This window comes from Pararhizobium arenae, assembly GCF_001931685.1.
Lineage (GTDB): Bacteria > Pseudomonadota > Alphaproteobacteria > Rhizobiales > Rhizobiaceae > Pararhizobium > Pararhizobium arenae.
Map to the genome: position 1 here is coordinate 100,819 of NZ_MOOY01000011.1, position 15,708 is coordinate 116,526.

At 59.2% G+C, this 15,708-nt stretch carries 15 protein-coding genes; 13 read left to right on the forward strand and 2 right to left on the reverse strand.

What is annotated here, in order from left to right; genetic code table 11:
• Nucleotides 1–204 precede the first annotated feature (204 nt).
• From BLX89_RS21605 to BLX89_RS21620, 4 genes are all read left to right on the forward strand, one after another.
• Nucleotides 205–843 carry an amino acid ABC transporter permease gene (locus BLX89_RS21605; protein WP_075293083.1) on the forward strand — a complete coding sequence of 213 codons (639 nt, stop codon included), beginning with the start codon at nucleotides 205–207 and terminating at the stop codon, nucleotides 841–843.
• Nucleotides 844–851: 8 nt separating this feature from the next.
• Nucleotides 852–1,511, forward strand: a complete 660-nt coding sequence (locus BLX89_RS21610; protein WP_075293043.1) for an amino acid ABC transporter permease — start codon at nucleotides 852–854, stop codon at nucleotides 1,509–1,511.
• 12 nt (nucleotides 1,512–1,523) lie between these two features.
• Entirely contained in the window at nucleotides 1,524–2,270 is a 747-nt protein-coding gene (locus BLX89_RS21615) for an amino acid ABC transporter ATP-binding protein (RefSeq protein ID WP_075293044.1), read from the forward strand.
• A gap of 95 nt (nucleotides 2,271–2,365) precedes the next feature.
• A complete protein-coding gene (locus tag BLX89_RS21620) occupies nucleotides 2,366–3,163 on the forward strand; it encodes a transporter substrate-binding domain-containing protein (protein WP_198935186.1) in 798 nt (265 codons plus the stop codon).
• Between the two features lie 643 nt (nucleotides 3,164–3,806).
• On the opposite strand, the gene BLX89_RS21625 is transcribed toward BLX89_RS21620, so the two are convergent.
• Nucleotides 3,807–4,598, reverse strand: coding sequence for an SDR family NAD(P)-dependent oxidoreductase (locus BLX89_RS21625; RefSeq protein WP_075293046.1), 792 nt, complete (start codon nucleotides 4,596–4,598; stop codon nucleotides 3,807–3,809).
• Nucleotides 4,599–5,082: 484 nt separating this feature from the next.
• Here BLX89_RS21625 and BLX89_RS21630 point away from each other — a divergent pair, with 484 nt between their 5' ends.
• The 7 genes from BLX89_RS21630 (at nucleotide 5,083) to BLX89_RS21660 (ending at nucleotide 11,973) form a co-directional block, all read left to right on the forward strand.
• Complete coding sequence (locus BLX89_RS21630; RefSeq protein WP_075293047.1) at nucleotides 5,083–5,910, forward strand: phosphogluconate dehydrogenase C-terminal domain-containing protein; 828 nt, start codon at nucleotides 5,083–5,085, stop codon at nucleotides 5,908–5,910.
• 34 nt (nucleotides 5,911–5,944) lie between these two features.
• Entirely contained in the window at nucleotides 5,945–6,814 is an 870-nt protein-coding gene (locus BLX89_RS21635; RefSeq protein ID WP_075293048.1) for a beta-keto acid cleavage family enzyme, read from the forward strand.
• Between the two features lie 34 nt (nucleotides 6,815–6,848).
• The gene (locus tag BLX89_RS21640) at nucleotides 6,849–7,865 is read left to right on the forward strand and encodes a TRAP transporter substrate-binding protein (RefSeq protein ID WP_075293049.1); all 1,017 of its coding nucleotides are present in this window, start codon (nucleotides 6,849–6,851) and stop codon (nucleotides 7,863–7,865) included.
• Nucleotides 7,866–7,919: 54 nt separating this feature from the next.
• The gene (locus tag BLX89_RS21645) at nucleotides 7,920–8,426 is read left to right on the forward strand and encodes a TRAP transporter small permease (RefSeq protein WP_075293050.1); all 507 of its coding nucleotides are present in this window, start codon (nucleotides 7,920–7,922) and stop codon (nucleotides 8,424–8,426) included.
• A 6-nt stretch (nucleotides 8,427–8,432) separates the two neighbouring features.
• The gene (locus BLX89_RS21650) at nucleotides 8,433–9,710 is read left to right on the forward strand and encodes a TRAP transporter large permease subunit (RefSeq protein ID WP_075293051.1); all 1,278 of its coding nucleotides are present in this window, start codon (nucleotides 8,433–8,435) and stop codon (nucleotides 9,708–9,710) included.
• 59 nt (nucleotides 9,711–9,769) lie between these two features.
• Nucleotides 9,770–10,528 (forward strand): transcriptional regulator NanR, encoded by a 759-nt coding sequence (locus BLX89_RS21655; protein ID WP_075293052.1) that lies wholly within the window; start codon nucleotides 9,770–9,772, stop codon nucleotides 10,526–10,528.
• Between the two features lie 464 nt (nucleotides 10,529–10,992).
• Nucleotides 10,993–11,973 carry an aldo/keto reductase gene (locus tag BLX89_RS21660; RefSeq protein WP_075293053.1) on the forward strand — a complete coding sequence of 327 codons (981 nt, stop codon included), beginning with the start codon at nucleotides 10,993–10,995 and terminating at the stop codon, nucleotides 11,971–11,973.
• Nucleotides 11,974–12,059: 86 nt separating this feature from the next.
• On the opposite strand, the gene BLX89_RS21665 is transcribed toward BLX89_RS21660, so the two are convergent.
• On the reverse strand, nucleotides 12,060–13,025 hold the full coding sequence (locus BLX89_RS21665) for an L-threonylcarbamoyladenylate synthase (RefSeq protein WP_075293054.1): 966 nt from the start codon (nucleotides 13,023–13,025) through the stop codon (nucleotides 12,060–12,062).
• A 117-nt stretch (nucleotides 13,026–13,142) separates the two neighbouring features.
• Here BLX89_RS21665 and BLX89_RS21670 point away from each other — a divergent pair, with 117 nt between their 5' ends.
• Nucleotides 13,143–14,672 carry a sugar ABC transporter ATP-binding protein gene (locus BLX89_RS21670; protein WP_075293055.1) on the forward strand — a complete coding sequence of 510 codons (1,530 nt, stop codon included), beginning with the start codon at nucleotides 13,143–13,145 and terminating at the stop codon, nucleotides 14,670–14,672.
• A 48-nt stretch (nucleotides 14,673–14,720) separates the two neighbouring features.
• A complete protein-coding gene (locus BLX89_RS21675; RefSeq protein WP_075293056.1) occupies nucleotides 14,721–15,704 on the forward strand; it encodes an ABC transporter permease in 984 nt (327 codons plus the stop codon).
• Nucleotides 15,705–15,708 lie beyond the last annotated feature (4 nt).

Consider the following 15,708-nt stretch of genomic DNA (forward strand, 5'->3'; position numbering starts at 1 on the left):
TCAAATAAAAGGTATGACCTTATACGTCGTATCTGTCGATTGGAGGGTCGCGGAGGAGTGGCGGACAGCCGTGCTGTCCGGGCAACCGAAGCAGTTCGAGAAACCTTCCTGTACTCGGAGCGCCGCCACCGGACGCTTTGTAATGTTACATTGAGGAGAGCTGCATTGTCGTTCGACTTCAGCCCTATTTTCGATCGCTGGCCCATGCTTCTCAGCGGGGCGCTCATGACCATGTTGCTGGCGACCGCAGCTACGGCTTTGGGTTTCGTCATCGGTACGCTTTGCGCCGTCGGCAGGAACTCTTCCTACCGGGCAGCCTCAGCCATCTGCGCGGTCTATGTGGAGACGATAAGAAATACCCCCTTCCTAGTGCAGATCTTCCTTATTTTCTTCGGCCTTTCCACACTCGGATTCACTTTGGGTGCGGTTACGGTCGCGATCCTTGCGCTGACCATCAACGTGGGTGCCTATACGGGCGAAATCATGCGCGCCGGCTTTAACTCGGTCCATTCGGGTCAATGGGAAGCAGCCGAGTGTCTGGGACTGTCGCGACTTCAGACCTACTGGCACGTGGTTCTCTTTCCCGCGGTTGAACGCGTGTATCCGTCCCTCACAAGCCAGTTCATCCTCCTGATGCTCGCATCGTCGATCACCTCGCAGATATCCGTGCCTGAACTCACGGGTAACGCCAACTTCATTCAGGGCGTTTCGTTCAGGCCGTTGGAAACGTACCTCGTAATAGGCGTCATCTATTTCGCCCTGTCCGTGGTCATGCGCCAGGCGTTCAATGGCATCGGCATGCTGATCTTCCCTCGCCGTCGCCGCCTCGGCACAGCTCTTTGAGGTTCATAATGGTCTCCTCGTTCGGCACGATACACATCCAGTTTCTCCTTGAGGGAGCGGTATGGACGATCATCCTTTCCGCCTGCGCCTTCATCGGAGGGGGCGTCATGGGACTGATCATCGCCCTGATGCGCATCTCTCCGGTTTGGACAGTCCGCACCTTCGCCGCCGCATATATCCAGCTGGTACAGGGCATCCCGCTTCTCGTTCTGATGTTCACGGGATTTTTCGGCTTGCCAGCCATTGGCGTACCCGTGTCGCCTTTGATGGCGGCCACGATCTCGATGACGGTGTGGGTAGGCGCATACCTCGGGGAGTTCTGGCGCGGCAGTCTCGAAGCGGTGCCGAAGTCGCAGTGGGAAGCCGCCGAATGCCTCGCCCTCAGCCGGGCCCAGCGGATGTTCAAGGTCATCATCCCCCAGGCCGTGAGAAACGCCACGCCCGGGACCGTCGGTTTCATGGTGCAGATCATAAAGAACACGTCGCTCGCCTCGGCGGTCAGCTTCGTGGATCTGACGAGGGCGGGCCAACTTATCAACAACTCGATCTTCGAGCCCTTCATAACCTTCGTCGCGGTCGCGGTGATCTATTTCCTGCTTTGCTTTCCCCTGTCCGTTCTCAGCCGTCGACTGGAACGCCGGATGGCTCGCGGAATGGCAAAGGCATAAGCGAGAGACAAAATGAACAACGCTACCGAAAACAAGCCCGTGATCGTACTGCGGGACGTCGAGAAGAGTTTTGGACAGGTCAAGGTCCTGCACGGCGTCAGCTTCGAGGTGCAGCGCGGACAGGTCACCGTCCTGATAGGGCGCTCAGGGTCGGGAAAGAGCACCGCTCTCCGCTGTATCGACAGGCTCGAAACGGTCAACGCAGGGTACATTGAGGTCTGCGGTCACGTTGTAACGGACCCTGCCCTGGAATTGCGCAAACTGCGCCTCGACGTCGGCATCGTCTTCCAGAGCTATAATCTCTTTCCGCATCTCACCATCGGCCAGAACATCATGCTGGCACCGCGGTCCGTCAAAAACCTACCCAAGACCGAGACAGTGGAGCTCGCGCGAGCTTGCCTCGAGCAAGTCGGCCTCGGCGACAAGTTCGACGCTTACCCGGAACAGCTTTCGGGCGGGCAACAACAGCGGGCGGCGATCGCGAGGTCGTTGGCGATGCAGCCCAAGGTCATGTTGTTCGACGAGGTGACCTCGGCCCTTGACCCGGAACTCACGGGAGAAGTGCTCAAGGTTATCGAACGTCTGGCAGCTGGCGGCATGACAATGGTCATAGTTACACACGAGATGAATTTCGCGCGCCGTATCGCCGACCAACTTGTCTTCATGCATCAGGGCAAGATCTGGGAAAAGGGACCGGGAGCGATCCTGGACGCTCCACAGACGCCAGAACTGCAGCGGTTCGCCGCTCAGGAACTGTGACGGAACGCATCCGGCACGGCTTGAAGGAAAGTGCGGCAACCGCCGCCCGAGTACCGGATCAACAGCGCGGATAGCGCGAACCAAGGGAGAAGGAAATGTTCAATCGACGCCGAGGACTCACCATGGCGGCAGTGGCTATGGCGAGCCTCTTTGTAGCTGCGCCGTCATTCGCCGACGTACTGGACAACATCAACTCGTCGAAGAAAATCCGCGTGGCCACCGATCTCGGTATTCCCCCGTTTGGCATGCTTGACGGCTCCATGCAGCCCAGCGGCTCCGACGTCGATGTCGCGAAGCTGCTCGCCGCCGACTGGGGCGTCGAACTCGAGTTCATCAACACGACAGGCCCTACCCGCATACCTAATATCAACACGGACAAGGCCGATGTCGTCATTTCATCACTGTCCGTGACCGAGGAACGAAAAAAAGCAGTCGATTTCACCCGACCGTATTCGTTCATTCGTACCGCGATCATCGCGCCTGCGGATGACCTGGCGAAGGAATGGAAGGACCTCGCTGGCAAGTCGGTGGCCGTGGTGAGAAGCACGACGCAGGATATCGCGCTGACCGAGAAAGCGCCCGAGTTCGGCTTCACTGTCGTGCGCTATGACGACGACGCGACGACCATCACCGCAGCTGTTTCGGGACAGGCAACTTATGTCGGCCTGGCGGATCCGCAGATGCGGGCGATCAACGAACGCTCACCGGGCAAGAAATTCGAGGCGAAGATCGTTATCAACCAGTTTCCGATCGCGATGGCCGTCAAGAAAGGCGAGACGAAGCTGGCTGAGAAACTCAACGAGTGGATCGCCACAAATATCGAGAACGGGAAGCTGAACGCGGCCTACAAAGCCCATCACAACATCGACATCCCGGCGGAAATACTCAAGTAATTCGAAGCGGACAGGCCTATCGCCATTTTCTGCACCGTTGAGCCCGACGTGACCGCGTTGGGCTCAACGACGTTGAACTTGACGCGCTATGTCAGTTATGCCTCGCTGTATAGAAAGGGCGCTGGCCGTCGCGCGAAGTTCCGAGCCCGGCGCTCCAGCGACGTGGCGGGTAGACCCGCTTGCCCACGAGGTGTGTCCACACACCCGAGACTCGCAACGCGAAAGAGCTGATCTCGCGCCCCGACTTTTAACCTCAGGACCGGAACGAGAAGCCAACCTATACGATAGACGCTTGCAGTCGAATTCGGATGCGTGGGGCACGGACCGTCTAACCGTCATCGGCAGACGGAATCAAATATCACCGCATTAAATCCGTGTGACGCAGACGGGTGTCCGCTTTAGGGCCATGATCGACTCAGAAGATCGTCAGTGGGCGTCGTCGCTACGCGCTCATCTACGTTGGCGAGCTCCGATGGGATTGATGCGGCGCGCATGGAGCGGTCGACGACCGACACGGCTCGAACCCGCAAGGCGCTCTTGCCTCGCGGGTTACGGACGCTCCCGTGTTCGACGTCGGTCTGCCGGGTCGAACATCGTGTTCAGGACCCGGCAGCGTGGCCTCGGTATCCAATTACCGCGGGGATCACTTCTCGTCGGCTAGTTTCGTCGAGGTTTTCGAATCGAACGGGAAGAGCAGCCCGGCAGCAAGGAACCCGCCATCGACGTTGAGCGTGTGACCGGTGATGTACCTCGCCTCGTCGCTAGCAAGGAAAACGGCTGCGTCGGCAATTTCTTCAGGCTCGCCATAGCGCCGCTGCGGGACCAACCGATGATATGCCTCGCGTGTCTCGAGCGTATGCATCGTTTTTGAGACTTCGGTAAGGATGGGGCCCGGCGCGATCGCGTTGACGTTGATGCCGTAGTCCGCCAGCTCGACTGCCATGACCTTGTTGAGAAGTTCAACCCCCGCTTTGGACGCCCCGTAAGCCGAACGCCCCACGCCTCCCTTTTGCCCGGACAGCGAAGCGATATTGATGATGCTGCCGCTCTTCCGGGAAACCATCGTCTTCGCAACGGACTGGGACACGAGAAAAGTTCCCGTCAGATTGATGCGTACGACCCGTTCGAACTCCTCACGCGAGCTCTCAAGGAAGAGAGTCGTAGCGCCGATGCCAGCGTTGTTCACGAGAACATCGATCTTTCCGAATGCAGAGATTGCCTTTTGGACGAGGGATTCGACGTCGGCATCGACCGAAATGTCCGCTTTCACTGCGATCGCGTCACCGCCGATTTCCAGAGCGGTGGCCTTGGCTGCATCTTCGTCGCGGTCGCTCACGACCACCTGCGCACCTTGCGCTGCGAACGCCGTGGCGATCGCCTTGCCGATACCCCGGGCCGCACCGGTTACAATAGCGGCTTTGCCTGTCAGGCGCATACTATTCCTCCCAAATCAATCAACGTCGTATAAGGTATGATGTATAACCTCATTCCTTTTATGAGCGCTTCATGGGGGATGTGTCAAGCACCCGTGATGTCGCCCGCGTCCTTATCGAACACAGCTTCAAGCACCAGATTGGCGGCGGTGCACATCCTCTAGTTCGAGCGCATCGCGGCCGAGGCCTGCCCCGATCGCGATGCGGGATTTTTAGAGCGGTGCACGACCAAGCAGCGAAGCAAAATGCTGTGCACCATATGGACGAGAGCCTCTGTCCGGACGCGGGCACCGCTGATAGTTCCCAGTTAGAGTGCAAGCTAGAACGTTGCATACTTTGATACTTCACAGTGGATTACAGCAATTACCTAATCCGATATATGAGGCTCTCAATCCTCCTAAAATGCTTCTGGCATAAATGCTGATTGACTCATTATACCAGCTAAGATAGTACCTCATACATCATATCACTGGGGAGGAGCCTGAAGTGACAGCGATCGCGTTATTCGGAGCGGGCGGGAAGATGGGCTGCCGTCTCTCCGCAAACCTGAAGGGATCGGCATTCGAGGTACGCCACGTCGAGCCGAGCGAAACGGGCCGAGCTCGCTTGAGCGGCGAACTCGGCATCCAGGCTGTAGAGGCCGACGTCGCTCTCGAGGGCGCGGATGTGGTCATCCTGGCCGTGCCCGACACTGCCATCCAGAAGGTGGCTGCATCGATCGAAGCTAAGCTGAAGGCGGGCACCATCGTTGTGGTGCTTGATGCGGCCGCTCCGGCGGCGGGTCATCTCCCGCACCGTCCCGACCTGACGTACTTCGTGACCCATCCATGCCATCCGCCGATTTTCAACGACGAAACCGAACTGGACGCGAAACGTGACTTTTTCGGAGGCGTCGCCGCGAAGCAGCATATCGTTTCAGCGCTGATGCAGGGGCCGGAAGAGCATTGGGCGGTTGGCGAGGAAATCGCCCGGGTAATCTGGGCACCTGTGATGCGCTCCCACCGGGTAACTGTCGAGCAGATCGCGTTACTGGAGCCGGGGCTGTCAGAGACGGTGTGCGCTTCTTTGCTGTTCGTGATGCGGCAGGCGATGGACGAATGCGTCCGCCGCGGCGTGCCAAGGGAAGCGGCACGCGACTTCCTTCTCGGTCATATGAACGTGCTCGGTGCGGTGATCTTCGAAGAGACGCCGGGCGTGTTTTCGGATGCGTGTAACAAGGCCATCGAATTCGGCATCCCGGCGCTGATGCGGGACGACTGGAAAAAGGTCTTTGAACCCGAGGAGATCGCGGAAAGCATCCGGCGGATTACATGAGCCCTACGCCATAATACCCTGGAGGTATCGCATCATGCGACCCACGATCATAGAGGCGGCGGTCAACGGGCCTTGGACCCGATCAAGACAACCGGGAATACCCTTATCTGTAGACGAGATCATATCGGAGGCGATTTCCTGCGCTCATGCCGGGGCGTCGGTCATTCACTTCCACGCCTACGATGACGAAACGGGAGAGCAAACCACCGACCTGTCGGTGATAGAAGCGGTCATCGACGGGATCCGCGATCAGGTGGATGTCGTCATATATCCGGCCATTCGGTACATGAGCAACGCCGACGCCATACGACCCGAGTCGGGGAAGCTTCGCTACGACCATTTCGACGCGCTGGGACGTAGCGGCAAGATAGACTGGCTGATCGTCGATCCCGGCTCGACAAATCTCGTCCGCACGACGGACCGAGAGCTGGAGGACGCTGTCGTTGACATCAACAGTCCCCGGGCCATACAGCACGGACTGCGCGTGGCGGCGACGCACGGCCTGAACCCGACAATGGCAATCTATGACCCGGGCTACCTGCGCCTCGCTCATATCCTGGCCGGGCGCGAGCCGCGCCTTCCGAAACCTGTCTACAGGTTCATGTTTTCAGAGCAGCTAACCTTCGGCTTCCCGCCGCGAGAATATGCTCTCGATGCGTATATGCGCCTCTACGCCGAAATCGGGGTGTCGTCGCCCTGGATGGTGGCGGGATTGGGCACGAACGTCCTTCCCCTCGTCCCGAAAGTCGTGGAACTCGGAGGACACGTCCGCGCGGGTCTCGAGGATTTCGAACTCGGCACTCCGATGACGAACCTCGCCCTTGTCACCGCAACCGCCAGGGCGATCGAGGACGCGGGCGGGTCCATCGCCACGACCGCGCAGACGCGCGAACTAATCACCTGACCGATCGTAACGCCAACTTTCTCGGGAGGAGAAAATGAAGGCATCTCATATCGTTTCCACGGCCGCTCTTGCAGTCGCCGCCGCAATCGCGAGCAACGCCCATTCGCAGGAGTACAACGAGCACAGCCTCAAGCTGAGCTACGTCGTTCCGAAGAGCCATTCCTACGGCGCTGGCGTCGAGTTCATGGAAAAGTGGCTCGACGAGAATTCGGGCGGGAAACTCAAGCTTAGAGGCTACCCGGACGGCCTGCTCGGCGCGGAAGTGCAATCCATTTCCGGTGCAAAGGGCAACGTGATTCAGCTGGCGGTCGTGTCGACCGCTGCGGCGGCCACCACCGCCCCGGAGTTCGGCCTGTTCGACATGCCATACCTGTTCCGCACTCACGCGGAGGCAGATGCCATTCTGGACGGCGAGATCGGACAGGGCGTTCTCGCCAGGCTCGAATCAAGCTCCCTTGTCGGGCTTTGCTATTGGGAGAACGGCTTCCGGCATGTCACCAACAACAAGCATCCCGTTGCCAAGCTCGAGGATTTTCAGGGCCTCAAGATCAGGACGATCGAGAATCCGGTGTTCATCGACACGTTCAACACGCTCGGCGCGAACGCCGTGCCGATGGCATTCACCGAGGTCTACAGCGCCCTCGAGACGGGTGCCATCGACGGACAGGAGACGCCGCACAACAGCATCTACACCAGCCGCTTCTTCGAGGTTCAGAAGTTCGGAAGCGAAACCGGGCACATCTACGGCGCGGCGGTGGTCTTGGCGAGCAAGACGTTCTGGGACCAGTTGAACGACGACGAAAAGGCGCTGATGAAACGAGGCTGCGAGGAAGCCAGGACGTTCGAGCGGAAAAAGAACCGCGATGACGATCCAAAGCTCAAGGAACAGCTGTCCTCGGAAGGAATGGAGATCAACGAAGTCGCACCGGAGGAGATTGCCCGCATTCAGGAAGCCCTCAAGCCCGTGTACGAGAAGCACGCGGACCGCATCGGCAGGGCGACGGTCGACGGCGCGCTGAAGGCGCTCGAGGATCTGAGGAAGGCCAACTGAGCCTTTGACGGGCGCGGTGTGACGCCGCGTCCGTCCATCCTGGGAGGACAAGAGATGCAGAAGCCTACTAGCCTGATAATGTGGACGATCCGCATTGCGATCGCCTTTCTCTTGATGGGAATGGTCGCGCTCACATTCACCAACGTGGTGCTCAGATACGCCCTCAACAGCGGCCTGTCTTACTCGGAAGAACTGTCGAGATGGTTCTATATCTGGCTGGTTTTCGCGGGCTCCATACTCGCCCTCTACGAGCGGGGCCACATCGCCATGGAAGGGCTGTTGCACGCGCTGCCGCGCTCGCTTCAATCGGTGTGCAATATAACGAGCGCCCTGATCATGATCGGAATTTCGTGGTTGATCCTCAAGGGTAGCGCCGAGCAGAGCTGGTTGAACCTCGGAGCCACAGCGCCAGCGACGGGGCTCCCCATGCTCTTCTACTACCTCCCGGGCGTGATCTTCGGGGCGGCGTCGATCGCCATACTCGTCTTTCAGATAATCGAGGTCACCCGCCACGGCGGGCCCGGCCCGGACGCCAGCCAGTCCGGCTATCTCGCGGAGTGAAACGACATGATCATTCTGGTCTTTCTCGGGTCGCTGCTGGCGGCCATGGCGATAGGCATGCCCATCGCTTACGCATTGCTCGTCTCGGCAGTCGCCATGATGTTGCAACTGGGACTGTTCGACTCCCAGATCATAGCGCAGAACCTTATCGGCGGGGTCGACAGCTTTCCGCTGATGGCCGTCCCTTTCTTCATGCTTGCGGGAGAGGTGATGAACCGGGGCGGCCTGTCCCGCCGCATCATTGACCTTGCACTGTCGATCGTCGGTCACAAGTCGGGCGGGCTCGGTTACGTCGTGATCATCTCCGCCACGCTGTTGTCCGCGATCTCGGGTTCCGCCATCGCCGACGCCGCGGCCCTGGCCGCTCTGCTGGTTCCCGCGATGGTCGCCGCCGGACACCAGCCCGCGCGCGCCGCGGGGCTGGTTGCCTCATCCAGTATCATCGCGCCCGTGATACCGCCCAGCATCGGTCTTGTGCTGTTCGGCGTCACCGCGAACGTCTCCATAACGGGTCTCTTTCTGGGCGGCATCGTTCCGGGCGTCGTGATGGCGATGGGCCTTGCCGTCACCTGGTACTATCTCGCAAGCAAGGAGAAGGTCGTCCTTCCGGAGCGCGCGTCCGGAAGGACGATTCTCATAAACGCCCGTCGTGCGGGTTGGGCACTCCTGATGCCCGTCATAATCATCGTCGGCTTGAAACTCGGAGTGTTCACTCCCACGGAAGCCGCAGTAGTCGCGGCGGTCTATAGCATCTTCGTCTCCGTAGTAATCTACAGGGAGCTGACCTTGTCCGCGTTGCTGGACGTTTTCGTTGCAGCGGCAAAGAGCACTGCGATGGTGATGTTCCTAGTAGGTGCCGCCGTCGTTACGTCTTGGCTGATTGTTATCGCCGATCTCCCGGTCATGCTCGGCGACATGCTGGAGCCTCTTGTCGGGTCACCGCAATTCCTCATGTTCGTGATCGTCGTCATCGTGCTTCTCGTCGGAACCGCCATGGACATGACCCCGACCATCCTCATCCTGACGCCCGTCCTCATGCCGATCGTCAGGGAAGCGGGTATCGATCCGATCTATTTCGGTATCATCTTCATCATCACCAATTCCATCGGTCTGATTACCCCGCCCGTCGGGACTGTCCTGAATGCCGTAACCGGTGTGACCAAAATCAAGATGGAAGACGTCATAAGAGGCGCGAACCCGTTCCTCCTTGCCCACACTGCGGTTCTGTTGCTTTTGCTCCTTGTGCCGCAAATCGTTACGCTTCCGGTGTCCTGGATGCAATGACGTCGCCATCGCGCCGGCTGGACCAGCCGGCGCGTTCGCCTCCGTAGAAAGGGTCGAAAATGGGTCGCGAAATTTCAGCGGGAGCACTCCTTGGCCTAGCGCCGATAGCGAGGAGGAAACTGTCCGACGAGGTGTTCGAGAAACTGATGGGGCTGATCGAGACCGGGCAGTTGAAGCCCGGTGATCGGGTGCCTTCGGAGCGCACGATAATGGAAACCCTTCGAGTGGGGCGGCCCGCCGTAAGAGAGGCGATGCAGGCGCTCGCCACGAAGGGACTGATCGAGATAGCGCATGGGGAACGCTCGCGTGTTGCGAGACTGAGCGCCAAGTCCGTGATCAGGCAGGTCGACATCGCCGCGAAAATGCTGCTGTCGGGATCCCCGGCGTCGCTGGAAGAGTTGAAGTCGACACGCCTCCTGTTCGAACGTGGAGTGATACGGGAAGCGACCTCTAAGGCGACGCCCGCCGATTTCGCCGAACTGCGGGATGCGATCCGCAAGCAGAGGCAGGCACTCGGAAGTCCAGCCACCTTCGTGGCGGCGGATATGGCCTTCCATACACGTATCGCCAGGATAACCGGGAACTCGATATTCGGGGCGGTCAGCGAGGCCATGCTGGACTGGTTGATGCAATTCCACACCGAACTTCTCCACTGGTCAGAAAATGAAGAGGTGACCCTCTCGGAGCACGAAGACATCGTGCGCTCGATGGAGACCGGGGACGCCGACGCAGCCGAGGCAACGCTCGTCCGACATCTGGAACGGTCTAGGCGACTTTACGCATTCAGGGAGTGCCGGTTCTCACACCGTGGCATTTGATTAGGCAATCAGACGTAGTCGATGTCGCGAAGCTGAGCCACGAGGGGGTCTTTTTCAACTCCAGTTGGCGACTTCTGCGACAAGCAGGCCTTCGATCTCGCACTCTTTGAACCACTCGCGCCAGACGGCGACGCGCTCGACTATGTCGCGGTAGCTTTACTCGATCGCCCCGATTTCCTCCCTGTAACGCCGCTCGTACCACAGTAGACAGAACGCGTCCTGCAGGCTCCGTCCGCAAGACGTCGCCGGGTTTGCCGACAGCGTGCCGCCAGTCGAATTCCCAGTGATGGAGGCGACTTCTGCCGAAGCGATAAATAGCCGTTCGCAGGGTGCCGACGATAGCTCCGCGACGAAGCGTGTTTGTACCCATCGTGGCGGTTTTCTGCCCATCGACGCGAAGAATATGGTGACGGGCTGTAACGCCAATGCTACAACATCATACCTCATACCAATGGAGATTTGTCGTGGATTATGTCCGTTTAGGAAACAGTGGCCTCAAGGTGTCGAGGCTGGCGCTCGGGTGCATGAGCTTCGGTGAGCCCGACAGGGGAGCGCACCCCTGGACGCTCGGATATGAGAGTGCCCTTCCCTTGTTCAAGGAAGCGCTTGACGCCGGGATCAACTTTCTCGACACCGCCAACGTCTACTCGGACGGATCCAGCGAGGAGATAGTCGGACGGCTCGTCCGGGAAAATGTGAAACGGGACGAAGTCGTTATCGCCTCGAAGGTCTATCAGAGAATGGACAAGAGCGCTAATGGCATGGGCCTTTCGCGCAAGTCGATCATGTCCGAAGTCGACAACAGCCTCCGTCGTCTCGGGACAGATTACATCGACCTGTATCAGACGCACTTCTGGGACAACGAGACACCGATCGAGGAAACCCTGGAAGCCCTTAACGACGTCGTCCGGGCCGGGAAGGTCCGCTACATCGGCGCTAGCAACATGTACGCCTGGCAGTTCGCGACGTCCATCCAGATCTCGAAACACCGCAATTGGGCCGCGTTCACATCGATGCAGCTTCACCTCAACTTGATCTATCGCGAGGAACAGCGCGAGATGCTGCCACTATGCAGGTCGGAAGGCATCGGCGTTATGGTGTTCAGTCCCCTCGCCCGGGGTCTTCTCACAAAAGACAGCAACGAGAAGTCCACGCGGGCGGAGACCGACCTAGTGACCGGACGCTGGTACGAGAAGACGGCGGCCGCGGATCAGGCTGTTGTCGACGAGGTCCGCGCCATTGCCGAGGAGCGGGGTCTGCCCCGCGCGCAGATCGCGCTTGCGTGGGTTATGCGTCAAAGCGGCGTGACCTGCCCGATCATCGGCGCGACCAAGTCACAACATCTCCAGGACGCGATAGCCTCGTTGGACGTCACGTTGTCCGACGAGGAAGTCTCGCGCCTCGAAGCGAATTACATTCCACATGCGGTTGTCGGATTGATGTAGGTTTCTCTCCATCAATCTTAGGTCCGCGGGGTCCGAACGGGACCTCCCGCGGATCTGGGGTGAACCGCTTACGAGGACCATCTGGTTCAGCTCCTGGGAGCTGCCGCGCGACGAAGGCGATCATTTATGGCCAGGCCGATCCCGGACGCGGGTACGGGAACGATGGCTATTCCGCTGGCACTCAGCCGGTCGGCTTCGTCCAGTATCCTGTAGAGTGCGGCGGCAAACTCGGCCAAGTCTCCACCGGGACTTAGATTGAAGACGCGCACGCAGGTTTCGGAACCCCTTACGCTTCGCTGGCCGAAAGTCAGTAGTACCTCGTCGCCTCGGACTTCCGTGGCTTCGAGACGGACCGGTGTCCTCGGCGCGTAGTGCGATGACAGCATACCGGGGGCGATGATGGCAGGGGAATGCTCCGGGATGGTGACAGCCATTCCGACGGCTGATTCCACCTCCTCAAGCGATACGGCACCGGGTCTGAGGAGTTCGATACTGCCCTCGACAACCCTCAGTATGGTCGATTCCAGGCCCAAGACAGTTGGACCGCCATCGACGACCACGGGCAGTTCGGAGCCGAAGTAACCGGCGACATGCTGCGCCGTTGTTGCACTCACCCTTCCGGAAAGGTTGGCACTGGGTGCGGCGAGCGGCCTTCCGAAAGAATTGATGAGGCGGTTCGAGAAGCCGACGGGCACCCTCACCGCGACGGTGTCCAGCCCGGCGGTCGTTATCGATGGCAGTCGGTTGACGGGATTTGAATGCAGCACAAGCGTCAGCGGACCGGGCCAAAAGACCGTCGCAAGCTGCTCGCTCAAAGGGTCGAGACAGGCGTAATCGCCAACCATTTCGATATCGCAGCAGTGACATATGAGCGGATTGAAACTGGGTCGCCTTTTGAGATCGTAAATCCGCGCAACCGCTTCCGGATTGGTCGCGTCCGCGGCCAGTCCGTAGACCGTCTCGGTCGGTATGCCTATCGCTAACCCCTCGCTGAGCGCTTCCAGTGAAGCCCTGAGCGCCGCCGCTTCGTCGTTTCGCGTATCCAAAAGCATCTTCGCAAACCTCGTTTTAAGACCGCGTAATAAGCGCAAAAAAATCGCTTGTCAAAATAGGTATGACCTCGTACCTTCTCGTCCGGCCGATTGAGGAGTTGGCGTTGTGGAGGTCCGATGGTCGATATAATTCATGAGAACGCCACTGAGGCGAAGTCGCCGGGCGGCATCCCCTTTCTGCTCGAGGCGGAGAACGTCGCGAAGGCCTTCCACGGCGTCCCGGCCTTGCGGAAGGGCGATCTCAAGCTGCGCCCAGGAACCGTTCACGCACTATGCGGGGGCAACGGCGCTGGAAAGTCGACGTTCCTCAACATCGTCATGGGCCTCTTACGCAAAGACGATGGCACGATCAAAATCAAGGGACACGCGGTCGATTTCAAATCAGCCAGCGAAGCGCTCGGACACGGCATCGCGATTATCACCCAGGAGCTTTCGCCCGTACTCGAAATGACGGTAGCGGAGAACATCTATCTCGGCCGTGAACCGAAACGGTTTGGCGCGTTCATCGATTTCGGTGCCCTTGAAACGCAGGCCCAGAAGCTTCTGGACGACATCGGCTTTCCAATTCGTGCGAGCGCGAGGATGTCGACGCTTAGCCTCGCCGAAACGCAGCTGGTCGAAATCGCGAAGGCGCTCAGCTTCGACGCCGATATCGTGATCATGGACGAACCGACTTCGGCTATCGGCGAACACGAGGTACACATCCTTTTCGCGGCGATCGAACGTCTCAAAAGCCGTGGCTCGGCGATCATCTACGTCTCGCATAAACTGTCGGAAATATTTGATATAGCGGACGAATTCACGGTCTTCCGAGACGGTGAGTTCATCGTCAGCGGTCTTGTGAGGGATGTCAATCGCAAGGAGCTTGTGACGCATATCGTCGGACGCGAGGTGAAGTTCGTCGAGAAGGAGCGTCCCAACGCGGGTGCGCCTATCCTGCTCGAAGTCAGAAATCTATCGCGAAACGACGAGTTCCGCGACATCTCGATAAACGTCGCCGCCGGCGAAGTTCTCGGTATCTACGGCCTCCTCGGGTCCGGAAGAACCGAGTTTCTGGAGGCGGTCTACGGCATGGAAAAGCCGACCTCCGGAGAGGTTCTGCTCGCCGGGAAACAGGTACCGAGGGGAAGCCCGCGCGAGTCGATACGGATGGGCATGGCCATGGTGTCCGAAGACCGCAAGGACAGCGGCCTCGTACTGTCGTCGTCTATCGCACACAACATCACCCTGTCCGCCCTTTCGTTGATGGCGGTCAGCGGATTCGTGAAAAAGCAGAAAGAAAAAGAGGTCGTTGAGGAAATGATCCGTTCCCAACGGATCAAGACCAGCTCTTCCGAACTCAACGTCGAAAACCTCAGCGGCGGAAACCAGCAGAAGGTTGTCTTCGCGCGGTGCCTGACCACCGACCCCCGACTGCTTATCTGCGATGAGCCGACCCGCGGTATCGACGAAGGTTCCAAGCAGGAAATTTACGCGTTCCTGCGCGACTTCGCTACGAAGGGGCACGGTGTGCTGGTCGTATCCTCCGAGGCTCCCGAAATCCTGCAGGTGAGCGACAGGATTGCAATCTTCAAGGGTGGTCAGCTCGTGGACGTCATCGACGGACACGGCGCAACACAGCAGTCCATCATGGAACTCGCCAGCTGAAAGGCCGAAGTTCCGACACCCTCATTCCAGAAATCCGGAACCACCGACATGAACGCCACAACCGATCTCGCCAACCGAAACACCACCGAGCGGCGAAAGGCCGAGATAACGAGAGAATTCGTCAAATCCTTCAGCATCGTCTTGGTGTTCGTCGGCATCTGCGTGCTCTTTACCTCGCTCAACCAATACTTTTTCACCTGGAACAACTGGCTGAACCTCCTTCGCCAGTCGAGCATCAACGGGATCCTGGCAATCGGGGTGACGTTCGTAATCCTGGCGAAAGGGATCGACCTGTCGGTGGGTTCGATCATGGCGCTCGCCGGAATGGTAGCGGCGAACCTAGTAACGACCGGTAACGAAAGTCCGATCCTGTTTGCGATAGTCGCCGCACTCGGGACCGGTGCGGTTCTCGGTCTGGCAAATGGCGCGCTCATCGCCCGCATCAACGTTCCCCCGTTCGTCGCCACGCTCGGCATGTTGAGCATGGCGCGCGGCTTGACCCTGATCTACTCCGACGGCCGACCGATCGCGAACCTCTCAGCTCCGATGAAATGGATCGGAAGCGGCAACGTCCTCGGAATGCCGGTGCCAGTGCTCATTTTCTTCGCGGTTTTCGTAATCGGCTGGATCACTTTGTCCCGGACGACCTTCGGTCGCTACATCTACGCGGTCGGCGGCAACGAGAAGGCCGCACGTACGAGCGGGATTTCCACGCGCACTATCACGGCATCGACCTACGTGATTTCGGGACTGCTGGCCGGGCTCGGCGGACTCGTTTTGACTGCCCGCACAACGGCCGCCCTTCCGCAGGCTGGCATCGGTTACGAGCTCGACGCCATCGCGGCGGTCGTGATCGGTGGGACCAGCCTGTCGGGTGGCCGCGGGTCGCTTGTAGGGACGCTATTCGGCGCTCTGATTATCGGAACCATCAACAACGGAATGGATCTGATGGGAGTGTCTTCATATTACCAGCAGCTTTTGAAAGGAGCCATCATCGTCCTGGCCGTTATCGCTGACCAAATCAGAAAATGAACGC